We start from the raw sequence: 23,819 nt of genomic DNA on the forward strand, positions 1-23,819 counted from the left end.
TCTCAAGAAACGGACGCGATCACCATCACCCGAACCCGCAAACCGCGAGACCCGAACTCCGGGGCGTTCATTTCGTTGTGTCTCTATTCTCGCCGCCTGGAAGATTTCTGTCAAACCGACCCGATTCGGATCCATTTGACTCGAAACCCGCCAACCGATAGGAATTCGACGCCCCGTCTCCGGGGCAACCCCTCGACCTTACCCGAACTCCCCCACCAGCACAAACCAGCGGAAGAATCCGGCCAAGACAAAGAGATCACCGGCGACGGACACGCAGGCACCACACAACCACCGAGATGATCGAGAGGAGCCGCGCCGAACCGCGCCGACAACGAAAGATTACCAGCACTCGAACACCACAAGACCCAATCGCCGATGAGTGCCCCACTGTTCGCGTTCATTCCCCACAGCACCCATCTCAGCGATCGCAACCTCGCATCGGTGCCGGCCCCCTCCCGGCTCCCCGCTCAGCCGCGCAAAACACGCGAGGGGGTAGAAGACAACCGGATCCGGCTCTCAGGCATCTAAATAGCGCTACGGCGATCACGCCGACATGGCGCGGAGGATCGGGGAGGCACGGCATGAGGCGCGGCACCATGGTGGCGACGTCTGTGTCCGGTACGAAAAGGGCCCTCGCGGAGTGGTCCCTCCCCACGCAACCGAACGTCAAGTCGCCCGCAATCGCCCCGCGCTACGAAGACGATGCGGAAGTCTCCGTTCGGCGCCAACCCGGCTGCCCGGACTTCCGACGCTGGAGGTGGCCATCATGACGCGGTCGGAGTTCGACGACATCCGGGCCCACATCGCGGCCGAGGCCGGACACCCGAGCGAGCTGCTGGAGCTCGCCCGGATCCTGCTCGACGACCTGGAGCAGATCCGGATGCGCGAGGCCGCCCTGCGGTCGTACTACCTGGGGCTCCTCACCGCCGCCCGCGCGACCGTCGCCGCCGATGACCAGGGCGACGCGGCTCCTCTGACCTTCCTCCGCCACGAGCTGGCCAAGCACGGCCAGCTCCCCGCGGGCGACCAGGTCCAGCGGATCCTCTCGGACGCCCGCACCGCGCAGGCCCTGCTGGACCACGCCGAGGAGACGCCCCCGCGTATGGGCGCGCCGAAGGGCCGGGTCCCCCGGTGCGGCGGGGTCAGCCGTACTGTGCGCGGCTGACCCCGGCGCGCGCCGCGAGCTCACCCGCTGGGGATGAGGTCGTGCACGAAGACGACGTTGGGGTACGCCGGGTTGTCGGTGAACCCCTGGACGTTGCCGAGGTAGGCCCTCTGGTAGTTGGACACCCACGGCACGGCCACGGCCGCCTCCTTCCCGATCAGCGCCGACTGGAGGTAGGCGTACGCCTTCTCGGCGGCTCCCCGGTCGGTCGCCAGGAGTGACGGCAGCGCGTCGATCCGGGAGTCGATGTCCCTGTTCTCCAAATAGGTCAGGTTGAACGACACCGGCGTCGCGCTGTGGAAGACGTTGCGGAACCACGAGTACGCGTCGGCGTAGTCGGGCCACCAGTACATGACGAAGATGTCCTGCCGCCTGGCCGGGTCGCTGGCCTTCCCCCGGTCCCACTGGGCGTTCCACTGCATGGCCCGGGCGTCCACCTGCACGTTCAACCCGGCCAGGGCGTTGGTCAGGAGCGTGGCGAGCACCTGCTCGTCGTCGTCGCCCTGGGCGTACGTCATGGTGAGGCGCAGTGGCTTGCCGCCGGGGCCGTACCCCGCCTGCGTGAGCAGCTCGGCCGCTCCGGCGAGGTCCTGGTGTGGCTGCGCGCCCGCCGCGGTGACGTGGCCGAGCAGCCCCCCGGGCACGAGGCCGGTGGCGCCCGTGCCGGCCCCCTTGAGCGCCGTGAGGATGCCGTCGTAGTCGATGGCCTTCTGCACGGCCTTGCGCAGGCGGACGTCCGCCAGCGGGCCCGACGCGGTGTTGAAGAGGACGAGGAGGTTCTGGAACGACGGCACCTGGAGAGTTCGTACGCCGGCCGTGCCCCGTGCCTTCTGGAACAGCTCCGGCGTGAGCCGCTGCACGAAGCTGGCCTCGCCGCGCAGGAGGAGCTGCCAGGAGGTGTTCAGGTCCGGGGTCACCCGGAACTCCACGTTCTGGTAGTGCGGGCCTTCCCAGCCCCCCCAGTACGAGCCGAACGCCCGCAGCACCAGCTCCTTCTCCTTGCCCTTCTGCCAGCTCGCGACCGTGTACGGCCCGGAGCCCGCGTCCCTGCCGCGCTGGAACCACTTCCCGAGGTCGCCCGAGCCGGCGGCCTGCGTGTCGTAGATGTACGCCGCGTAGTCGGCCGAGGCGACGAGGTCGATCGGCGCCGGATACTTCAGCCGGAACTCCACGGTGAGCGTGTCCTTGGCCGTGATCCCCCGCACCGCGTCCCAGATGTAGGCCGCGCCCTGGCCGAGCTTCCTGGTGCGTTCGATCGACGCCTTGACCGCCGCCGCGTCGACCGGCCTGCCGGTGTGGAACCGCATGCCGGGCCGCAGGGTGAAGGTCCACGTCTTGCCGTCCGGCGAGCTCTGCCAGCGTTCGGCGAGGCGGGGGCCGGCCCGCCGGGTCAGCGGGTTGTAGACCGTCAGCGACTCGTAGATGTTCTGCATCGCCACGAGCTCGTTGGAGTACGACGTGGCCGGGTCCCAGTCGGTGACGACGTCGACGTTCTGCAGGTAGACGAAGGTGGCCTGGTTCCCGGTCGGCGGGCCGGGCATCGACGTGCCGCGGACCTCACCACCGCCGCACCCGGCGAGGGCCAGCGCGGCCATGAGACCCAGGACACCGGGGACGAGGAAGCGGCGCATGCGGTGCGGGGTCCTTTCCACCATCAGCTAGCATGATCGAAGCTACTGCAAGATCGGGATTAGACGGGAAATTTCCGGATAGCGCGTCTCATTCACCGCATCAGACACAATGCGCTGCTAGCCTCTGTCTCTGTCCCACAAGAGCTTTCGGGAAGCTTGCTCACTTCCCGGGACGAGGGTTGCCATGAGTCCCCGAAGGCGCGGCCGGCCGATCAGGTACAGGCTCATCGGTTTGCTTCTCGTTCCGCTCTTCTCCCTGGTCGCCCTCTGGGTCGTGACCGCCGGGGTGACCATCGGGGACAGCCTCCGCCTCCGGACGTACAACACTCTGTGGTCGACGCTGCGCCAGCCGGCCGACACTCTGATCGTCGAGTTGCAGGCGGAACGGCTCTCGTCCGCCCGCTACATCGGATCCCGGGCCCGATCCGCGCGCGCCGAGATGACCGTGCAGCGGCAGCGGACCAACGCCGCCCGTGACCGGGTCCGCACGCTGGCGCTGTCGGATTCGTCCCGGGGGGCCACCACCCCCACGATGCGGTCGCAGGTCGACGAGATGCTGGCCGGGCTCGGCCGGCTCGACGAGATCCGCGCGGAGATCGACGAGGGCGAGCCCGACCGGCTCCGCGTGATCGAGACGTACAACCTCGTGAGCGACTCGATCTACCGAATGCACTACAGCCTGGCCCTGATCGACGACATCCCGATCTATCAGCAGTCGCGGGTCGTGATCTCCCTCGGGTACGCCAAGGAGCTGCTCACCAGGGAGCAGGCCCTGGAGGCGGGCGCGGCGGCCTCCGGCGCGATGACCGAGGAGGAGCGCAAGCTCTTCACCCAGCTCGTGGGCAACCGCCGCTTCCTCATCGACCAGGCGCTCCCCGAGCTCGACCCCGGGCTGCGCCAGATCCACGTGAACCTGATCACGACCCCGCTCTACCAGCGCCTCCGGCTGCAGGAAGAGGCGATCATCGCGGGGCGGAGGCTGTCGCCGAGCTCCCAGCGCCTCTGGCAGACGACCTCCGACGGCTTCGCCCAGTCGTCGCAGAAGGCCCAGACGCAGGCCGGGTCGTTCCTGACCGAGCGGGCCGCGCCGATCGCCGACTCGATCCTCTGGCGGGCGGTGCTCGTCGGCGGCTTCGGGCTCCTGGCGGTGGTCGCCTCGATCCTCCTCTCGCTGCGCTTCGGCTCCCGGCTCGCCCGCGAGCTCGCCGGGCTCCGGCAGGCTGCGCTCGACCTCGCGAACGTGCGCCTGCCCAGCCTCCTGGACCGGCTCAGGAAGGGCGAGGACGTCGACGTCGCGACCGAGGCGCCGCCCATCAGGACCCCGGGCGAGACGGCGGAGATCCAGGACGTCGGCACGGCCTTCTCGACCGTCCAGCAGACGGCCGTGGAGGCCGCCATCGGCCAGGCGCGTCTCCAGCGAGGCGTCGGCCAGGTCTTCCTGAACCTGGCCCGGCGCAGCCAGACCCTGCTCCACCGGCAGCGCACGCAGCTCCACAACATGCAGCGGCACGCGACCGAGCCGGACGTGCTGGAGGAGCTGTTCCGCCTCGATCACCTCACCACCCGCATGCGCCGCCACGCCGAGGGCCTGATCATCCTGTCCGGCGCGGCACCGGGACGCGCCTGGCGCAGGCCCGTCCCGATGTACGACGTGGTGCGGGGCGCGGCCGCGGAGGTGGAGGACTACGTCCGGGTGAACGTGATGCCGATGGAGGAGCACGGGCTCGACGGCTCAGCGGTGGCCGACGTGATCCACCTCATCGCCGAGCTGATCGAGAACGCCACGATCTTCTCGCCCCCGCACACCTCGGTGTCGGTGCGGGGGGAGCTCGTGGGCACCGGCTTCGTCGTGGAGATCGAGGACCGCGGACTGGGCATGACGGCCGAACGGCTGGCCGAGCTCAACGAGCGGCTCGCGAACCCTCCGGAGTTCGACATCGCCGACACCGACCGCATGGGGCTGTTCGTCGTCGCCCGCCTGGCCGCCCGAAGGGACGTCAAGGTGACGCTGCGCCCCTCGCCGTACGGAGGAACGACCGCGATCGTGCTGATCCCATCCACCCTCATGGTCTACCCGAAGGACGCCGACCTCGCCCGCCTGACGGCGCAGGAGGTCACCCCAGAGGACATCATCCTCGCCCCGTTGACGCGGGGAACCGAAAACGAAGAACGACCGGGCGAGGAGGGGTCGTGAGCGAACGGCTGCAGGACCAGTGGCTGGACGACGAGGCGGGGCCGGTCGTCCCCGCCTACGCCCTGACGCGGGGCCGGGTCCGGCCGTCCAACAAGTCCATCGACCTGGTCGCGATCGTGACGGCGACGGGCGGTCCCACCCCGGTGAGCCTCGGCCCCGAACAGTGGATGATCCTCAGCCTGTGCGCGCGGGCGACTCCGCTGGTCGACATCGCCTCGGCGATCGACCTTCCGTTCGGCGTGGTGCAGGTGCTGGTGAGCGACCTGCACGAGCAGGGGCTCGTGCAGGTCCGTCCGCCGAAGAACGTCGCACAGCTGCCCCACTCCAGCATCCTGACGGAGGTCATCACCGGCCTGCGCGCGCTGTGAGCCGCGCCGGATCCCGTACCCGGCGCGGCCCTCGGGTCAGAACGCGTGCGGGTAGTGCCGCCGTGCCTGCTCGGGGCTGATGTAGCCCTCGCGCACATCGGCTCGTACGGCCTCGGGGTCGCGTTCGGAGGGCGGTCCGTACCCGCCGCCCGAGCCGGTGCGCAGGTGGACCACCGATCCCGTGGGCAGGAAGATCCGCGTCTTCAGGGAGAAGTCCTCGGTGCGGCCGTCCGGATATTCGACCGTGAGCCGGTTGGGCCGCCCGGCGAGGCCGCCGTCGAGGCCCCACGGTTCCAGGGCCGTCCTGGCCAGCCCGGCCGTGAGGTACTGGTCCTCAAGCACCCGGAACGACAGGTCCAGCCCGAGGCCGCCGCGGTGCCGTCCGGGGCCGCCGGAGTCCTCGGCGAGCGCGAGCCGTTCGATCCGCCAGGGGTTGCGGGCCTCCCACACCTCGGACGGTGTGAACCTGGTGGCCGACTCGGAGATGTACATGAGCGCGCTCGCCCCGTCGGCCGAGCGGGAGGCGCCCTGGCCGACCGGGTGGGGGGCGCCGTCCGCCCAGGGCTCGCCGGTCGCCTCCCGGTTGCCCCACCACACCAGCGCGTTGATGTCGCCGCCACTCGCCGCCGGCACGACGTCGGGGACGGCCTCCGCCAACGCCCGGATGATCAGCTCGATGGCGTGGTCGGATGGGACGCCGTACATGAAGCACGGGGCCGGCCGTACGGGATGGAAGAGGGAGCCGAGCCGGGTGACCAGTTCCAGCGGGCGGAAGTGGCCCTCGTTGGGCTGCTCCCCCGCGCCCGCGAGGAAGGCCACCGCGATCCGCGCCGCGGCCACCGTCGAGGGCAGCGGGCAGTTGATCGGGCCGCCGGCCTGGTCGGGGCATCCGGTCAGGTCCACGGTCACCGACGACCCGGCGACCGTGACCTCGACCCCGAACGGGATCGGCGCGCCGTTCACACCGTCGGAGTCGATCACGCTGTCGGCCCGGTAGACGCCGTCGGGCAGCCGTTCGAACCAGCCGCGCACCAGCGCCTCGCCGTGGGCGTACATCCGGGCGACGCTGCGGCGGAACACGTCCGGGCCGTAACGCCGGACGACGGCGGCGAGCGCCTCGCCGCCCGTCCTGGCCCCGGCGACCATCGCGTTGATGTCGCCGATCACCATCTCCGGCATGCGGCTGTTGGCGACGATCATGCGGTAGATGTCGCTGACGAGCCGGCCCGCGTCGTACAGCTTGACCCCGGGGAAGATCGTGCCTTCCTGGTGGACGTCGACGGTGTCGGTGCAGTAGGGATCCTTGCCGCCGATGTCGAGCCAGTGCGCCTTGATCGTCGCGTAGCCCACGAGCAGGTCGTCGCCCGTCTCGGGCCGGTGGAAGACCGGCACGATCATGGCGGCGTCCTGCGGGTGGGAGCCGGTACCGTACGGGTCGTTGTAGAGGATCACGTCGCCCGGGCTGAGCGCGCCGGGGCCGCCGACGCCCTCGACGGCCTCCCGTACGCAGAACCCGAGCGTGCCCATGAACGCGGGCAGCGTCGGGGCCTGGGCCAGCATGCACATGTCGGCGTCGTAGAACGCGACCGCGAAGTCCAGCGCCTCGTAGATGATCGGGGAGAACGCGGTGCGGATGAGCGACTGCTTCATCTGCTCGGCCGCCGCGTTCAGCGCCTGCCGGATGATCTCGGTGGTGACCGGGTCGGCGTCGTCGGCCAGCCCCGGATGCGCCTCGGCGAACCGGGTGCGCACGATGGTCATCGGCGGTCCTTTCGCTTGATGACGAGGCAGCCGCTCGGATGCGCCTCGGCGGTGAAGCCCGCGTCGAGATAGGTGGTCGCGGTGGGCTCGATCACGAGCGCGGGCCCCTCCACCGGTTCCGTGCACGCCGCCCTCGGCACCACCGGCGCCTCCACCCGGGCCCGCTCCCGGAACGACCACAGGTGGGTGGTCTCCGCCGTCGCCTCGGCGGACGGCGGGGCGGGCACCAGCGGACGCGACCGGTCGAGCACCACCCGGCTGGTCGCCCGTACGGTGACGACCTCCAGCGGATCGGGCAGCCGGTGGCCGAACGCCCGGTGGTACGCCTCCGAGAAGCGGGCGCCGATCGCGGTGAGGTCGTCGCCGGGACGCAACGGAATCGTGAGCGTGTGCTCCTGGCCGCGGTGGCGCAGGTCGAGATGGACCTCCCGGACGGCCCCGTCCTGCGCGAGGCGCTCGAACAGCGCGCCGGCCATCCGGTCGATGACAGGCGGCGCCTCCGCGTCGAGCGGGCGGACGAGCGTGCGGGCCGCCGAGCGGACGATGTCGGCCTGGACCAGCCCCACGGCGGAGAAGTTGCCCGCGTTGGGCGGGATCACGACGGTGTCCACGTCGAGCTCGTCGGCGAGCAGGCAGCCGAACAGCGGTCCGGCCCCGCCGAACGCGACGATCGCCGTGCCGCGCGGGTCCACGCCCCGTTCGACGGTCACGCCGCGCACGGCCTGGGCCATGTGGGCGGTGGCGATCCTGATCACGCCCTCGGCGACGGCGTCGGTGCCGGCGAGCCCGGTCGGCCCGGCGAGCGGCGCGAGCGCGTCGGCGGCCCGGCCCGGCGAGAGGTCGAGTCCGCCGGCGATGCGGCCCGCCGGGATCATGCCGAGGTGCAGCGCGGCGTCGGTGACCGTGGGCTCGGTGCCGCCGCCCGGGTAGCAGGCCGGGCCGGGGTCGGCTCCGGCGCTGCGCGGTCCCACCCTGAGCAGGCCGCCGAAGTCCGCGTACGCGATCGAACCGCCGCCCGCGCCGACCGACCGGACATCGACCCAGGGGCTCTGCAGCGGCAGCCCGAGGACCTCACCCTGGAACAGCAGGGGAAGCCGCGCCTCCTCGATGAGGGCCGTGTCGAAGCTGGTGCCGCCCACGTCGGCGGCGACCACGGCCGGCAGGCCGAGCGTCTCGGCGAGCCGGGCGGTCGCGGCGGCTCCCGCGACCGGGCCGGACAGGATCGTCTCGAACGGCCGCGCCACGGCCTCGGCCAGGGTCAGCGCGCCGCCGCCCGAGCGGGTGACGAGCAGCTCGCCGGTGAACCCCCGATCCCGCAGCTCGCGGGCGAGGTTGCGCAGGTAGGGCCCCATCCGGTGCCGTACGAAGGCGTCGACGACCGTGGTGCAGGTCCGTTCGTACTCCCGGTACTCCCCCGACACCTCATGGGAGAGCGAGATCGGCCCGGTGAAGCCGGCCTCCCGGAGCAGCTCGGCGGTCCGCAGCTCGTGCTCCGGGTTGGCGTACGAGTTGATCAGTACGACGGCGACGGTGTCCACGCCCTCCGCCGCGAAGTGCTCCGCGGCCCGCCGTACGGAATCGGGATCGAGCGGGCGTACGACGGAGCCGTCGGCGGCCACCCGCTCGCCGGCCTCGACGCGCAGCCGCCTCGGCACGAGCGGCGGCGGAGGGGTCCAGAACAGGTCGTAGGGGTCGTCGCGGTCGCCGCGGCGGATCTCCAGCACGTCGCGGAAGCCGGCGGTGGTGACAAGCCCCACGGTCCGCGCGTCCGCGCGTTCCAGCAGGGCGTTGAGCCCCACCGTGGTGCCGTGGACGAAGTGACGGCAGCGGGCGAGCAGCTCGCCGGGCACGGCCGCGTCGACCGCGGCGAGGACGCCCAGCTCCGGCGCGGCCGGGGTGGTCGGCCGTTTGGCGATCCTGATCTCCCCGGTGGCGGCGTCGTGGAGGACGAGGTCGGTGAAGGTCCCACCGACGTCCACTCCGATGACCGTTGTCATGCCTGGCACCGTAGGACCGGACGCGGACGCCGTCGATGTGGCCTCACAACGACGCGAACCGGGGTGTTGTGCCGCGAAGACAGCGCGGCCGGAGGTTCACTGCCCGATTGCGGGCAATAAGTCCCAAGTAGGCGACTTCTTGTCGCGGGTGGGGCCGCGCGCTCCGCCGATCGTGGACGACACGCCCCTTCACACGGCGCCGGATCCCTCCGGGACCCGCCTGGCGCTCGACGGCCAGGCGCTTCGGACACGCGGGGGCGCTCACAGCACTCGCCGGACTCCCGGGACGCGCCCGGGCGGTCGCGGACGGCGACGACGGTCCCGAAGGAGTTCCCATGCGCCCTGCCCGGTCACCGCGCCTCGCCCGGCCGTGTCGCCTCCTCGCTCCGGCGGCCGCGCTGGCCGTCGCGCTGCCCGTTTCGCTGACGGCGCCGTCCCCGCCGCCGTCTCCCTCCCTCTCGCCGTCGCCGTCCCTCTCGCCGTCGCCGTCCCTGTCGCCCTCGGAGACGCGGGCCCTGGGCGCCGTACTCGATCGGGCGGTACGGGAGGGCTCGCCGGGAGCGGTGGCGCAGATCTGGCGACCGGGACACGTCACCACGCTCTACCGCGGATTCGCGGACCTGCGGACCCGGGAGCGGCCCGGCGCCGACACGCATTTCCGGATCGGCAGCACCACCAAGACCTTCGTCGCCACCGTCATCCTGCAGCTGGTGGCCGAGGGCCGGCTCCGGCTGACCGACACGGTGGACCGGTGGCTGCCCGGTCTCGTCACCGGGAACGGCAACGACGGGCGGGCCATAACCATACGGATGCTGCTCAACCACACCAGCGGGCTGTTCAACTACACGAAGGACGCGCGGATGCTCCAGAGATTCGAACGGCACCCGCTCACCACGTTCACCTTGCAGGAGCTGGTCCGGAACTACGCCGTCAGCCACCCACCGGTCTTCCGGCCCGGAACCTCCTGGGAGTACTGCAACACCAACTACGTCCTGCTCGGCATGATCATCAAGCGGGCGACCGGGCAGTCGTACGCCGACGAGATCAACCGGCGCATCCTCCGGCCGCTGCGGCTGAACGGGACGTACCTCCCGGGTACGTCGCCGGACGTCCGCAGCCCCTTCATGCGGGGATACAGCAAGAACGACGCGGGCCGGATCGAGCAGGTCCCAGGGTTCAACCCGTCCTGGGCCGGCCCCGCAGGAGCGGCGATCTCCACGGTCGCCGACCTCAACCGGTTCGACTCCGAACTGCTGTCCGGGCGCCTGCTGCCGCCCGCTCTGCTACGCGAGATGCTCACCCCGACCCCGAAGTCGAAGCTCTTCTCCGGGAAGGGCCCGTACCGCTACGGGCTCGGCGTCATCCTGCTCGACCTGCCCTGCGGCGTGACCGTGTACGGACACGGCGGCACGATCATGGGGTCGCTGACCTGGGTGGCGGGGACACGCGACGGCCGCCGCACGATGTCGTTCAACTTCAACGGCGACAAGGTCGACCAGGGGAAGCTCACCACGGCGGCGTCCACGGCGGCGTTCTGCCCGGGTCGTCGCTGACGAGCGACGCGCGGATCGGCTGTACGAGAAGCGGGTGATCAGGGCCGGGCTTCGAGCACGACGTGGCAGGCCAACTGCAGCGCGAAGCGGGTCTGCGGGTCGGACAGGTCGGCCCCGAGCGCCTCGGAGATGCGCCTGATCCGGTGGGCCACGGCGTTCGGGTGGAGGGTGAGCACCTCGGCCGCCCGGGTCCTCGACCCCCAGGCGTCCAGGTACGCCTTGAGGGTGGGCACCGCGTGGGCGCTCAGCGCACCCAGGCCGTCGAGCGGGGCGAGCATGTCACGGGCGGCCATCAGCGCGCTCTGGCTGCCGCTCAGCTCGGCGAGGATCGCGTGCACGCCCAGGCGGTCGAACCGCACCACCTCGCCGCGTACGGCCCGGCTCGCCGCCGCCCGCGCCTGCGCCGCCGTACGGCGCAGGCCCTCGGGTCCCGCCTGACAGGTGCCCACGCCGAGGGCGAACCCCGGCCAGGCGCCGGCTTCGGGTGGTCCGTCCACCGGCTCATCGGTCGTGAACACCACGAGCAGGCCGTCCTGCCACGGGGTCGTGAGGGGCGGCGCGGCGAGCGGGGCGGTCGTCCCCACGGCCGACCCCACGGCCGTCCCGACCGGCTTGGCGTACGGATCGACGCCGGCGCCCGCCGCCGCGCGGCGCACCTGCCTTAGCACGACGTCGCCGGGCGGCCGGGCGGGCTCGGCCCCCCGCACGGGAGTTCCATGATCGCCGTGAACGCCGGGGTCGCCGGGATCGCGGAGGAAGACGGCGACGTGCCAGCCGTCGACCGGGACACCCGCGTGCCGTGCGCGGCGGGCGGCGGCCCGCAGGTCGCCCGTTCCCGCCCGCAGCAGAGCCAGCAGAGCCTGCTCCCTGGCTCGTTCCCTGACCAGGGCGGCGACGCGCACCCGGCCGAGCATGGCGGCGACCACCCCGGCCACGATCGCGGCGGCCGGGTCTTCGCCGTGCCAGCGCACGTAGCCGTCCGGCCGTCCGTCCACCCGGATCACCGCGGCGTTCGACGCGTGCTCCGCGACCTCGGCCACGCCGAACTCGACCCCGACGGCGGCGGACGCCGCGCGCAGGACGTCGTCCTCGCCGGCGCCCTCCATCGCGCCGAGCCGGTCGATCGCCTCGCGGGTGCGGCGGAGCAGCAGGTCGGGGTCGGCCCGCAGGGCCGCGCCGAGCCCGAGCACGGTGTCCGACAACGACTGCTCCGAACCGCCGGTCAGCAGGGCGACGCCCACCCGCCGGGCGAGTTCGACCACGCCGGGCGTGGTTCCGGCGGAGCCCGGCAGCAGCACGGCCGCGAGGTCGCGGCGCCCGGCGATCCGCAACGTGTCGAGCACGTCGCAGGCTCGCGCGGCGTTGCGGGACAGGATCGCCAGCGCGCCGGTCGGGGCGCACTCCAGCTCCCACATCTCGTCGACCAGCACGACGCTGTCCACCGGGCGGGCGTCCCAGGGACCGGCGACGAGGGTCAGCCCACGCCCGGCCGGAGTTCTCAGCAGGTCACTGACGTGGCGCACCCGGACCCGTCCGCTCTCCCCCGGCCACTGGGGCGAGGCCGGACAGCACCTCCTCCGCGCGGTGGCAGGTCACCCGGCGGCCGTCCAGGTCACGCGGGGCGGGCGCCTCGTCGCGGCAGCGGTCCACGGCGTACGGGCAGCGCAGCCGGAACGGGCACCCGGTCTCGGCGGGCGCGGCCTCGGTGCGGCCCGACGCCCGCGGCGGCTCCCCGCCGAGGCGCGGCACGGCGTCGCGCAGCGCCAGCGTGTACGGGTGGGCGGGCCGGGCCAGAACGGTCCCGGTCGGACCCGACTCCACCACGCGGCCGGCGAACATGACGTGAGAGGTGCCGCACAGGCGGCCGACCACGCCCAGGTTATGGGTGATCAGCAGGTGTCCGAGGCCGCGTTCCGCGGTCAGCCGTTCGAGCAGGTCGAGGATCCTCGCCTGAACGGTCACGTCAAGGGCACTGGTGGGCTCGTCGAGCACGAGCATCCCCGGCTCGACCGCGAGCGCGCGGGCGATGGCCACCCGCTGGCGCTGGCCCCCCGACATCTCATGCGGCCTGCGGGCGGCGAGCGCCGGGTCGAGGCCGACCGCGCCGAGCAGCTCCGCCACCCTGTCGTGCCGCTCGCGCCGTCCCATGCGGTGGTGGGTGGTCAGCGCCTCGGCGATCGACGCCCCGGCGGTCATGCGGGGGTCGAGGGCCTCGCTGCCGTCCTGGAACACCGGCTGCACGGCCCGGCGGAACTCCGCCCGCCCCTTCCTGCCGAGGGAGGCCAGGTCGCGGGAGCCGTACCGGACCGTTCCCGAGCGGGGACGCAGCAGGCCCAGCAGGGCACGGGCGAGCGTGGTCTTGCCCGAGCCGCTCTCACCGATCAGCCCGACGCCGCCCTCGCCCACCGACAGGGTCACGTCGTGGACCACGGCCGTCGTGCCGTAGGCCAGCGTCACCCCTTCCGTGCCAAGCGTCTCCCGCGACGTCATCGCCCCTCCTCGTCGCCCGAGCCGTCCGCGCCCACCGTGTCGGCGGCGCCGGTCGCGCCGTTCGCGTCCCGTGCGGTCTCCCCATCGCCGGGGAGGCGGGGGACCGCGGCGATCAGTTCGCGCGTGTAGGCGTCGCGCGGCCGGGCGAACACCTCGGCCGCTGGCCCGCTCTCGACCACCGCGCCGTCCCGCATGACCACCACGCGGTCGGCGATCGTGGAGACCAGGGCGAGGTCGTGCGAGACCAGCAGCACGGCGAGCCCGCGCTCGTCGCGCAGGCGGCGCAGTACGGCGACGACCTCGGCCTGCACGGTCACGTCGAGCGCGCTGGTGGGCTCGTCGGCGAGCAGGATCTCCGCGCCCAGGGCCAGGGCGAGCGCGATGGCGAACCGCTGCGCCTGCCCGCCGGACACCTGATGGGGATAGCGGCTCAGGATCGCCGGATCGAGCAGGACCGCCCGCACGGCCTCCTCCGCCCGGCCGCGCGCCTCGGCTCCGCGCACCCCGTGGCGGGCCAGCGCCCGGCGCATCAGCGTGCCGAGACGCATGACCGGATTGAGCGCGGCCTGGGGGCTCTGCATGACGAGGGCGGCCCGGGAGCCGCGCAGCCCTCTCAGCTCGGCCGGACGGGCGGACGTGACGTCCACGCCGGTGACCGTGATCGCGCCGGTGATGCCGGCGCCGTGGACGAGGCCGAGCGTGGCGAGCAGAGTGGTGGTCTTGCCCGAGCCGCTCTCGCCCACGATCGCCACGCACTCGCCGGCCGCCACGTCGAGCTCGGGCATGGAGGCGATCACGCGATCGCCGATCCGCACGGTGAGGTCCCTGATCGCGACCAGTGGGGCGCTCATCGGGCCAGCCTCGCGCGCAGTCCCTCGCCGAGCACGTTGAACGCGAACGCGGTGAGGACGATGGCCAGGCCGGGGAACGTCACGGCCCACCAGTCGGTGGTGAAAAGGGTCTGGCCCTGCTGCACCATGAGCCCCCACTCGGGGGTGGGCTCGTGGGCGCCGAGGCCGAGGTACGACAGGGCCGCCGCGGTGAGGATGACGCCGCCGCCGTCGAGCGAGAGCTGCACCAGCACCGGGGTGAGCGAGTTCGGCAGCACGTGGCGCAGCACGATGAGCGGTGCGGGGACGCCCAGGCAGCGGGCCGAGTCGACGAATCCCCGGGTGGCGACCGACGCGGCGACGGAGGCGGTGAGCCGGGCGTACCAGGGCCACCAGGTCGCGGCGATCGCGACGATCACGGTGGTCACGCTCGGCTGCAGGACGACCGCCAGGGCGAGGGAGAGCAGCAGCGCGGGGAAGGCCAGGAACACGTCGGTCACCCGCATGATCACGTCCTGGAGCCAGCCGCCCGCGTAGCCCGCGACCACGCCGAGCGCCACGCCCACCACCCCCGAGACGGCCAGCACGGCGACGGCGATGAACAGCGAGGTCCTGGCCCCGAACAGCACCCGGCTGAGCACGTCGCGGCCCACCTGGTCGGTGCCGAACCAGTGCGCGCCGCTCGGCGGGAGCAGCGCGTCCAGCGCGTGGGTGGCGGACCCTCCGTCGTCCGGGTAGGGGGCGATCCACGGGGCGAGCAGCGCCGCGAGCACGATCAGCGCGAGCAGTACGCCGCCCGCCAGGGCCAGCCGGTCGAGCCCGGCGACCCGCCGCAGCGGCGTGCGGCGCAGTTGGGGCGCGAGCGCGCCGGGGGCCGTCATCGCGTCCTCACTCTCGGGTCGATCACGCCCTGGAGCAGGTCCACGGCCAGGTTGGCCAGCACGTAGAGGAGCGCCACGAGCAGCGTCACCCCGGCCACCGCGGGCGTGTCGAGCGTGCGGATGGAGTCGGCGGCGTACCGGCCCAGCCCGGGCCAGTTGAACACGGCCTCGACCAGGAAGCCGTTCACGATGGAGTAGGCGAAGACCAGCGCGACCAGCGACAGCACCGGGTTGAGCGCGGGCCGCAGCGCGAACCGCGCGAGGACGGCGGTCTCCCCGAAGCCCAGAGCGCGTTCGAGCCTGGCGTGGTCGCGGGCCGACTCCTCGATCAGGGCGGCCCTGGTCATCTGGGCGATCACCCCGGCGGGGTACGCCGCGATCACCAGCGTGGGCAGCACCAGATGGGCCAGCGTGCTGCCCAGGATCGGCCAGTTGCCGGTGAACAGGGCGTCCACGGCCGTGATGTTGGTGTAGACGTGCAGCGGGCTGGTGGTGTCGAGATTGGTGTCGTACTCACCGGCGACGGGCAGCCACCGCAGCACGCTGCCGAAGACCGTCTGCAGCGCCAGGGCCAGCCAGAACACCGGGACCGACACCGCCAGCATGGACGAAAGGCGGACCGAGAGATCGGGCAGCCGGCCCTTGTAGCGGGCGGCGGCGACGCCGAGCGGGATCCCGGCGACGACGGCGAGGAGGAGCGCCGCGCCGACCAGTTCGAGCGACGCGGGGAACGCCTGGAAAAGGTCGTCTCGCACCGGCTGCCGGGTGTGCAGGCTTATTCCCCAGTCGCCGCCGAGCAGGTCGCGCACGTACGTCCACAGCTGCACCGGCAGCGGGTCGTCCAGCCCGAACTGCCGGCGGGCCGCGGCCAGCTCCGCGGGCGACGCCCGCGGTCCCGCGTACGCCACTGCCGGGTCACCGGGGACCAGCCGCATGATCACGAACGTGAGCACGACCACGCCGGCCACGACCAGGGCTGCCTGGCCGAGCCGGCGGATCAGGTACCGCGACATTCCTCAGGCACCGGGCTTGAGGTCGTAGACGAAGACGACGTTCGGATAGGCCGGGTTGTCGACGTACCCCTGGACCGACGCGGCGTAGGCCCGCTGGTAGTTCTGCACGTACGGCACGGCCACCGCCGCCCGGTCGTCGATGATCTGGGTCTGCAGGTCGGCGTACGCCTTCTCGGCGGCGGCCTGGTCGGTCGCGGTCAGCGCGGGCAGCCGGTCGATCTCCTTGTCGATCCCGGAGTCCTTCAGGTAGGACAGGTTGAACGACACCGGCTCGGCGCTGCGGAAGACGTTGACGAACCACGAGTACGCGTCGGCGTAGTCGGGATACCAGTACATGACGAAGATGTCCTGCCGCTTGGCCGGGTCCTTCGCCTTGCCCTGGTCCCACTGGGTGGTCCACTGCAGCGGCTTGGCCGTCAGCTTGACGTTCAGCTTGTCGAGGGCCGCGCTGAGCAGCGTGATCAGCACCTCCTGGTCGCTGTCGCCCTGGGCGTAGGTCAGCGTGAGGTTGAGCGGCTTGCCGCCGGGGCCGTACCCGGCCTCCTTGAGCAGGGCCTCGGCGCCGGGGAGGTCCTGCCGGCCGGTCCGGCCGGGGGTGTAGCCGAGGAGGCCGTCGGGCACCAGGCCGCTGGCCGCGACGCCCGCGCCCTTCAGCGCCGCCACGAGCCCGTCGTAGTCGATCGCCTTCTGCACGGCCTGGCGCAGCCGGACGTCCTTCAGCGGCCCGCTCTGGGTGTTGAAGAGCGCGAGCAGGTTCTGGAACGACGGCGTCTGCGAGGTCCGCACCGTGTCGGTCGCGCCGGCCTGGGCGAACAGCTGCGGGTTGAGGCGCTGGACGAACGACACCTCGCCCCGCTGGAGCAGCTGCCAGGCCGTGGCCAGCTCGGGCGTCACCCGGAAATCGATCTTGGTGTAGTGCGGGCCGTTCCAGCCGCCCCAGTAGCCGTCGAAGGACTTCAGGGTGAGCTCGGTCTCCCGGCCCTTCTGCCAGGTGTCGACCGTGTACGGCCCGGACCCTGCGTCGTGCCCCTCGCCGAACCACTTCTTCAGGTCGCCGGAGGCCGCCGTGGTGTCGTAGATGTACGAGGCGTACCCGGCCGAGGCGATCAGGTCGATCGGGGACGGGTACTTGAGCCGGAACACCAGCGTGGTGGGGTCCTTGGCCTGGATCTTGTCGACGGCGCCCCAGATGTAGGCGGCGCCCTCACCGATCTTCATGGTGCGCTCGATCGCCGCCTTGGCCGCGGCCGCGTCGAGCGGCTTGCCGGTGTGGAACTTCACCCCCGGGCGCAGCGTGAACGTCCACGTCTTGCCGTCCGGCGAGGTGGTCCACGCGGTGGCCAGCCGCGGCTCGGCCTTCTTGGTCTGCGGGTTGTAGCGGGTCAGCGACTCGTAGATGTTCTCCATCGCGATGATCTCGTTGGAGTACGAGCTCGCCGGGTCCCAGTCGGTGACGACGTCGAGGTTGGGGACGTAGACGAACGTGGTGTCCGCCGTGCCGCCGGTCGCGCCCTGGGACGCGCCCGGCTGGGGCGTGCCTTCCGCGCCGCGGACCTTCCCGCCGGCGCACGCCGCCGCGCTGAAGGTCACGGCGGCCACGACTCCCGCGGCGAGAAGACGCTTGTGCCAGCGCATGTGAGGGGGTTCCTTTCCTTTCACCGGCCTACCGGGCGAGTGGACCGGCGGCCTTGACGTGCAGTCGCACAGCGGGCTCGGGCAGATAGCTGAGGGGGATCTCGCTGAGCTCGACGATCTGGACCGAAGCGGGGTCGGCGCCGGCGGCGACGGCCCGCGCCGCCGCCTCCTGCCTGGCCTTGTCGATCAGGGTGGCCCGGTGGTTCCCGCCGCCGGCCGCCGGGACGATCGTCTCCAGCCGTCCGCTGGCGAGCGCGATGGCCGCGCCGACCGCGTTGGCCACCTCGGCGTGCTCGGGGCGGATCACCTCGGGCACTCCCGGCAGCTCGTCCGGCAGCAGGAACGCCCCGCCGCCGACCGCGACCAGCGGGCGGTCCGCGCGGCCGAGCGCCACACGGTCGACCGCGTCGGCCACCAGCTCGTCGATCCGCCGTACGGCGTCCGCGAGCCGGTCGCGCCACTCGTCCGGCACGGGATGGGTGCCGACCACGCCCCGCCCGCCGGCCACCGCGGCGTCGGTCATGGTGGGGGTGGCGCCGCCGAAGACCAGCGCCTCCCGGGCGATCCGGTAGCCCACCGAGCGCGGCTCCTGCCCGACCACGGTGCCGCCGCCCAGGGCGATGGACAGGATGTCGGGCATCCGGAAGTTCGTGGTCACCCCGCCGATCTCCACGGCGGCGGCCGACTCCCTGGGGAACCCGCTCACCAGAACACCGAGGTCCGTCGACGTGCCGCCGACGTCGGCGACGATCGCGTCCGGCACCCCGGAGAGGTACGCGGCGCCCCGGATGGAGTTGGCCGGTCCTGAGCCGATCGTGAGCACCGGATAGCGCGCCGCGTAGCCGACCGCCATGAGGGTGCCGTCGTTCTGCGCGAAGAACGTCTCGACCCGCAGGCCGCGGGCGTCGAGGACGGCCTGGAGGGCCGTGGTGACCTCGCGGGCCACGCCGTACAGGGCGGCGTTGAGTACGGTGGCGTTCTCACGCTCCATCAGGCCGAGTGAGCCGATCTCGTGGCTGAGGCTGACGGGCACCTCGCCCAGCTCGGCCCGGACGATCTCGGCGACCTCGTTCTCCTGATCGGCGGTGGCGGGGCTGAACACACCCGTCACCGCCACCGCGTCGGCGGGCGTGCCGCCGAGGAAGCGCCTGACGGCGTCGGCGTCGAGTGGCGCGATGGGACGCCCGTCCACGAAGTGCCCGCCGCCGACGATCGCGGCCCCGGCGGAGACGGTCTTCCGCAGGTCCTCCGGCCAGTCGCTGAGCGGCGGCACGGATGTCGTGGCGGGAGCGCCGAGCCGCAGCACCGCGACCCGGCCGAGGGCCCGGCGCTCCAGGATCGCGTTGGTCGCGTGCGTCGTGCCCAGCATCACCCGCGTGACCAGGGTGGGCTCGGCCACCTCGCCGAGGACCGCGTCGAGCGCCGCGCGCAGGCCCTCCGTGACGTCCGGGCTGGTGGGCCGCTTGGCCTTCGCCAGCACGCGGTCGGCCTCGTCGAGGACGACGGCGTCGGTGTTGGTCCCGCCGACGTCGATGCCGATCCGCAGCCGCCCGGTCACCCCGGCTCCCCCGCTCACGCCGCGCTCCCAGCGGTCTCGATGGCTTCCACGGGCACGTAGTCGAGGTCGTAGCCGAAGGCGCGCGGACCCGCCGTCTCCAGGCCCTTGGGCGTGCGCCACAACGGATCGCACGGCCAGGCGAGCACGGTCACCCGCTGACCGTAGCGCAGGCTTTCGGTCTGAACGGCCGTAGCGGTCTGACTATCCACAACTGTGATCAAATCGGGCACCATCGCCCGGACGACGCCGTCCTCGATCGCCACGAGATTCTCGTTCTGGATCTCCAGCGTCAGCTTCCTGCCCCGGTCGCCGCCCGTCCCCTCGATCGTCACGGTGCCCCGGGCGAAGCCGCCCGTCGTCCGCCGTTCCAGGTCGGTGAGCTTGCCGGTGACCAGCCGTACGGCGCCGAGCTCGGCCTCCAGGGCGGCCAGCGGGTCCTGGGCCCCCTCGGTGGCCCTGCCGATCGCGATCGCGCGGCCGACCGTGCCCTCGATGACCGCTCCGGCGCACTCGGCCGCGGTGAGGACGTAGTCGGCCATCAACGCGCTCGACCCCGACGCCACGCAGACGGCGCGGGCGATCCGCTCCGACCACAGCCCATCGACGGGCCGGATGGTCACGACGTTGCCCAGCACGTCGGCCATGACGACGAGGTTGGCCGGGATGCCCGCCACGTACATCGAGACCATCTGCACCTCGGGGAAGGCCCGGCCCATCGCGTCGGCGTCGAGCAGCGGCAGCCCCAGCCGGGCCGCCCAGGCGACGGGCGAGACGCCGTTGCCGCCGCCGATCTCCGAGGACATCACGGCGGCGGGCGGCCGCCCGAAGATGCGCTCGATCTCGTCGCGGATGTGCAGCGGCTCGTCCGCCGACTGGATCATCTCGTTGCTGACGGTGGGCGCGCCGATCCCGGACAGGGGCAGCACGAGGGCGTCGCCGGGAAGTTCGTCGAGGCGGACGAGCGGCACCTCGCCGTACTCGCGGATGGCGCCGCGGGCGGCGACGGCGGCGGGACGAACGTCGCCACCACCACCCGTCCCGAGCACGGCGCAGCCGCGGGCGAGGGCGGAGACGTCCTCCAGTGATACGCGGGCCTGCATGCGGGGAGCTTTCACCACGCGGTGGTGCTGACTCAATGGCGGCTTCCGACAGGAATCCGGACTTTGTTGTCGTAGCGCGACAAAAGCAGTGACATGTCCGGATAGTACGCCAAAGGCCCGGAGGTAATCCTCCGGGCCTTTGACCGTGGTAGCGGGGACAGGATTTGAACCTGCGACCTCTGGGTTATGAGCCCAGCGAGCTACCGAACTGCTCCACCCCGCGTCGTTGTGTGTCTTCAGACTACCCTGCGCCCGGGCCGATGCCAAACCGATTAACCGCGCGCGCCGGGCCTCCGGGCCCTCGAACCGATCAACCCGCAGATCAACCGGCAGATCGACCAGGCCGTCAAAGGCCCGATCAAGCAGCCCGATCAGAGCCGATCAGACGAGCCGCCCGGGGCCGAGGCGCTCAGGCGGGGGTCGTCACGGAGGTCGTCACGGAGCGGCGCAACCGCCGGAAAGACCGCGGAAAAGGAAACGGCCCGGTCTCCGTAATCGGAGACCGGGCCGTTTCAACTGGTAGCGGGGACAGGATTTGAACCTGCGACCTCTGGGTTATGAGCCCAGCGAGCTACCGAGCTGCTCCACCCCGCGTCGGCAGTTAGAAGACTATCCGCCTCCGCGGGTTCCGGCAAATCAGAGCCCTCCCTGACCCCTCAGCCGCCCGGCGACGAGCTGGGCGAGGCGCTCGCTCCGGGGCTCGCCGTGACCCCCGGACTCGCCGCGGCGCCGGGGCTCGCCGTGGCGCCGGGAGTCGCGCCCGGCGGCGGTGTGGCGGCCCCGGCGGGCCGGGTCGCGGCCAGCTGGTCGAGCGCCTCCTTCAGCGCCTTCTGCGCCGCGCCGTACGCGGTCCAGTCCGGCGGGCTCTTCGACAGCGCGTTCTGCGCGTCCTGGTACGCCTTCTGGGCCTGCTGTGCGATGGCGGCCAGCGAACTCTCCGCCGCCGGTGGCTTCGCCCCCGTGGGCTGCTGTCCGGTCGGCGGCTGCTGCGGAGGCTGCCCGGTCTGCGGGCTCTCGCCGAACACCTGGCCGAGCGCCTCCTGCAGGGTCCCCGCGTAGCCCACCTTGTCGCCGAACATCACCAGCACCCGGCGCAGGATCGGATAGGGCTCCTGGCCGGCTCCCGCGGGCGCCTGGACGTACACCGGCTCCACGTAAACCAGACCGCCCGCGAACGGCAGCGTCAGCAGGTTCCCGTAAAGGATCTTGGCCTTGCCGATGCCCAGGATGTTGAGCTCGCCCGCCGTTTTGTTGGTGAAGGTGTTCTGCACCTGGCCGGGTCCCGAGATCGTGGTGTTCGACGGCATGCGGAGGATTTGCAGCTTGCCGTACCCGGGGCCGGGGGTCGAGTCGACCGCCATGAAGGCCGCGAGGTTCGGCCCCCTGCGCGGGACGAAGGTGGTCGTCAGCGAGAAGGACGACGACTGCGCCCCGGGCATCTTCACCGACAGGTAGTAGGGCGGCTGCTTGACATTGGTCTCGGTCGGGGACGGATCGTCCGGGACGTTCCAGAAGTCCTGCCCACTGTAGAAGGAGCGGGCGTCGGTGATGTGGTAGCGGGACAGGATGTCGCGCTGCACCTTGAACAGATCTTCCGGGTAGCGGAGGTGCTCGGTGAGCTGGGGGCTCATCCGGTCCTTCGGCTGGATCAGACCGGGGAACGCCTTCTCCCAGGACTTCAGCAGCGGGTCCGTGGCATCCCACTCGTAGAGCTTCACCGTCCCGTCGTAGGCGTCGACGGTGGCCTTGACCGAGTTGCGGATGTAGTTGATGTCGTCGCGCGGCTGTGCCGCGATCGCCCGCGGGTCGGTGGCGGTGTCCCTGATCATGTCGGAGTAGCTGCCGCTCTGCGAGTACGGGTACTCGTCGGCGGTGGTGTACCCGTCGATGATCCAGACGATCCGCCCGTCCACGATGGCGGGATAAGGATCGGCGTCCAGCGTGAGGAAGGGCGCGACCTTGGCCACCCGCTCCGCGGGGCTCCGGTCGTACAGGATGCGCGAGTTGCCGTTGATGTCGCCCGACAGCAGCAGGTTCTTCTCGCCGTACTTGATGGCGTAGAGCAGGCGGTTGAACAGGCCGCCGACGGGCACCCCGCCCTTGCCCGTATAGGTGGTGTCCGCCTGACCGCTGCCGACGCTCTTGGGATAGTCGAGCTCCTGCGGGTTGTCGGCCGACCCGCCGACCACGACGTAGTCAGTGCCCTCCTCGCCGAAGTACACGCGCGGCTCCTTGAGCCCGGCGGACGTCACGAGCGACCCCTCGACCGGCATGTCCTTCGCGTCGAAGTTGGGCAGGCCCTCGCTGTCGACCTCGTTGCCGGGGGCGGCGACGAACCCGTAGCCGTGGGTGTAGACCAGGTGGCGGTTGATCCAGTTGTTCAGCTCGCCGGGCGGCCCGGTCAGCTCGCGGACGGCCACGACATGGTCGCGGACGTTCCCGTCGGCGTCCTTGTAACGATCGACGTCGAGGGGGTCGGTGAAGTCGTAGAAACCGCGGATGCGCTGCTGTTGCTCGAATGTCTTGGCCACGAGCACGGGGTCGAGCAGCCGCACCCCGGAGACGGTGCTGTCCTTCGCGACCTCACCCTGCTCCGGCGTGCCCTCCGCCTGATACTGGGTGACGGTCACGTTCCGGTCGCCGACTCCGAACGCCTCGCGCGTCGCCGCGATGTTGCGGTCGATGTACGGCTGCTCCTTGAGCTGCTGGTTGGGCCGGACCTGGAACTGCTCGACGAGCGCGGGATAGACGCTGCCGATCAGGATGGCCGACAGGACCAGCAGGCCGAACGCCACGCCCGGCCACATGCCGCCCGGCCGCACGACTCCGGCGAAGAAGATCAGCGCGCAGATGAGCGCGATGACCGCCAGGATGCCCTTGGCGGGCAGCACGGCGTTGACGTCGGTGTACGAGGCGCCGTCGACGAAGCCGCGGGTGGAGTAGACCAGGTCGTACCGGTCGAGCAGGTACGCGGCGGCCTTGAGCAGCACGAAGACGCCGAGCAGCACCGACAGGTGGGCGCGCGCCGCCCGGGTGGCCTGCACCCCGCCAGGGGACTGGAAGCGGAAGCCGCCGTAGAGGTAGTGCACCACGGCCGCCACGACGATCGAGAGGATGACGGCCGTGAACAGGAAGTTGAGCACCATCCGCAGGAACGGATAGGTGAACATGAAGAACGAGATGTCGAGGTGGAACTGCTGGTCCTTGGCGTTGAACGGCGTGCCGTTCGCGAAGAGCATCCACGTCTTCCACTGCCCGGCCATGGACGAGCCGGTGAACAGGGCGAGCACGCCCATGCCGATCAGGAAGACCAGCCGCCGGTGCGGGTCGAGGGCCAGGCGATAGCGATCGGCGCCCTGGGGCGAACCGAACGACCCGGGGCCGAACATGGGGCGGGCGCGGTACGCCAGCAGCATGTTGCCGCCCACGATGGCCACCATGACCAGCGCGCCCACGATGAACAGCAGGATCTGGGTGACCAGCAGGGTCGAGAACACCGAGGCGAAGTCGACCGAGTCGTACCAGAGGTAGTCGGTGTATATACCGGTGAAGATCAGAATTAAGACGACGAACGCCGCGACGGCGATCAGGACGGGCAGGAGAATTCGGGGCCGTCTGGGCAAGCGCATCGCCCGTCCGGCTC

Annotated in this window: 16 protein-coding genes and 2 tRNA genes; 4 read left to right on the forward strand and 14 right to left on the reverse strand. The window is 71.7% G+C overall.

Annotated elements, in window-relative coordinates:
- Positions 1–766: 766 nt before the first annotated feature.
- Positions 767–1,165 carry a hypothetical protein gene (locus JOL79_RS27680; protein ID WP_210158840.1) on the forward strand — a complete coding sequence of 133 codons (399 nt, stop codon included), beginning with the start codon at positions 767–769 and terminating at the stop codon, positions 1,163–1,165.
- Between the two features lie 20 nt (positions 1,166–1,185).
- On the opposite strand, the gene JOL79_RS27685 is transcribed toward JOL79_RS27680, so the two are convergent.
- Positions 1,186–2,820: an ABC transporter substrate-binding protein gene (locus tag JOL79_RS27685; RefSeq protein WP_230985612.1), complete on the reverse strand. Its 1,635-nt coding sequence runs from the start codon at positions 2,818–2,820 to the stop codon at positions 1,186–1,188.
- A gap of 208 nt (positions 2,821–3,028) precedes the next feature.
- Here JOL79_RS27685 and JOL79_RS27690 point away from each other — a divergent pair, with 208 nt between their 5' ends.
- Together JOL79_RS27690 and JOL79_RS27695 are read left to right on the forward strand one after the other, a co-directional pair.
- Complete coding sequence (locus JOL79_RS27690) at positions 3,029–4,990, forward strand: sensor histidine kinase (protein ID WP_230985613.1); 1,962 nt, start codon at positions 3,029–3,031, stop codon at positions 4,988–4,990.
- Positions 4,987–5,358: a DUF742 domain-containing protein gene (locus tag JOL79_RS27695; RefSeq protein ID WP_210158842.1), complete on the forward strand. Its 372-nt coding sequence runs from the start codon at positions 4,987–4,989 to the stop codon at positions 5,356–5,358. The genes JOL79_RS27690 and JOL79_RS27695 overlap by 4 nt, the downstream gene beginning before the upstream one ends.
- Positions 5,359–5,394: 36 nt before the next feature.
- Here JOL79_RS27695 and JOL79_RS27700 read toward each other — a convergent pair whose 3' ends face one another.
- Both JOL79_RS27700 and JOL79_RS27705 read right to left on the reverse strand, forming a co-directional pair.
- Complete coding sequence (locus JOL79_RS27700) at positions 5,395–7,119, reverse strand: hydantoinase B/oxoprolinase family protein (protein ID WP_210158843.1); 1,725 nt, start codon at positions 7,117–7,119, stop codon at positions 5,395–5,397.
- Positions 7,116–9,116, reverse strand: coding sequence for a hydantoinase/oxoprolinase family protein (locus JOL79_RS27705; RefSeq protein ID WP_210158844.1), 2,001 nt, complete (start codon positions 9,114–9,116; stop codon positions 7,116–7,118). Before JOL79_RS27705 ends, JOL79_RS27700 begins: the two co-directional genes overlap by 4 nt.
- A 335-nt stretch (positions 9,117–9,451) precedes the next feature.
- On the opposite strand from JOL79_RS27705, the gene JOL79_RS27710 reads away from it, so the two are divergent.
- Positions 9,452–10,669: a serine hydrolase domain-containing protein gene (locus tag JOL79_RS27710; RefSeq protein ID WP_210158845.1), complete on the forward strand. Its 1,218-nt coding sequence runs from the start codon at positions 9,452–9,454 to the stop codon at positions 10,667–10,669.
- Positions 10,670–10,707: 38 nt separating this feature from the next.
- Here JOL79_RS27710 and JOL79_RS35650 read toward each other — a convergent pair whose 3' ends face one another.
- The 11 genes from JOL79_RS35650 to JOL79_RS27765 form a co-directional block, all read right to left on the reverse strand.
- Positions 10,708–12,192 (reverse strand): PucR family transcriptional regulator, encoded by a 1,485-nt coding sequence (locus JOL79_RS35650; protein ID WP_210158846.1) that lies wholly within the window; start codon positions 12,190–12,192, stop codon positions 10,708–10,710.
- Positions 12,176–13,159: an ABC transporter ATP-binding protein gene (locus tag JOL79_RS27720; protein WP_210158847.1), complete on the reverse strand. Its 984-nt coding sequence runs from the start codon at positions 13,157–13,159 to the stop codon at positions 12,176–12,178. Before JOL79_RS27720 ends, JOL79_RS35650 begins: the two co-directional genes overlap by 17 nt.
- Positions 13,156–14,010, reverse strand: a complete 855-nt coding sequence (locus JOL79_RS27725) for an ATP-binding cassette domain-containing protein (RefSeq protein WP_210158848.1) — start codon at positions 14,008–14,010, stop codon at positions 13,156–13,158. The genes JOL79_RS27720 and JOL79_RS27725 overlap by 4 nt, the downstream gene beginning before the upstream one ends.
- A complete protein-coding gene (locus JOL79_RS27730) occupies positions 14,007–14,870 on the reverse strand; it encodes an ABC transporter permease (RefSeq protein WP_210158849.1) in 864 nt (287 codons plus the stop codon). Before JOL79_RS27730 ends, JOL79_RS27725 begins: the two co-directional genes overlap by 4 nt.
- Positions 14,867–15,883, reverse strand: a complete 1,017-nt coding sequence (locus tag JOL79_RS27735; protein ID WP_210158850.1) for an ABC transporter permease — start codon at positions 15,881–15,883, stop codon at positions 14,867–14,869. Before JOL79_RS27735 ends, JOL79_RS27730 begins: the two co-directional genes overlap by 4 nt.
- Positions 15,884–15,886: 3 nt before the next feature.
- Positions 15,887–17,518: an ABC transporter substrate-binding protein gene (locus tag JOL79_RS27740; RefSeq protein WP_210158851.1), complete on the reverse strand. Its 1,632-nt coding sequence runs from the start codon at positions 17,516–17,518 to the stop codon at positions 15,887–15,889.
- A gap of 28 nt (positions 17,519–17,546) precedes the next feature.
- Entirely contained in the window at positions 17,547–19,094 is a 1,548-nt protein-coding gene (locus JOL79_RS27745) for a hydantoinase/oxoprolinase N-terminal domain-containing protein (protein WP_307848768.1), read from the reverse strand.
- Positions 19,091–20,176, reverse strand: coding sequence for an S-methyl thiohydantoin desulfurase family protein (locus JOL79_RS27750; RefSeq protein ID WP_210158852.1), 1,086 nt, complete (start codon positions 20,174–20,176; stop codon positions 19,091–19,093). The genes JOL79_RS27745 and JOL79_RS27750 overlap by 4 nt, the downstream gene beginning before the upstream one ends.
- Before the next feature lie 146 nt (positions 20,177–20,322).
- A tRNA-Met gene (locus JOL79_RS27755) sits at positions 20,323–20,399 on the reverse strand.
- Between the two features lie 294 nt (positions 20,400–20,693).
- Positions 20,694–20,770 (reverse strand) — tRNA-Met (locus JOL79_RS27760).
- Positions 20,771–20,832: 62 nt separating this feature from the next.
- Positions 20,833–23,805, reverse strand: a complete 2,973-nt coding sequence (locus JOL79_RS27765) for a UPF0182 family membrane protein (protein ID WP_210158853.1) — start codon at positions 23,803–23,805, stop codon at positions 20,833–20,835.
- Positions 23,806–23,819 lie beyond the last annotated feature (14 nt).

Origin of the sequence: Microbispora oryzae (assembly GCF_017896165.1) — a bacterium.
GTDB classification, from domain to species: Bacteria; Actinomycetota; Actinomycetes; order Streptosporangiales; family Streptosporangiaceae; genus Microbispora; species Microbispora oryzae.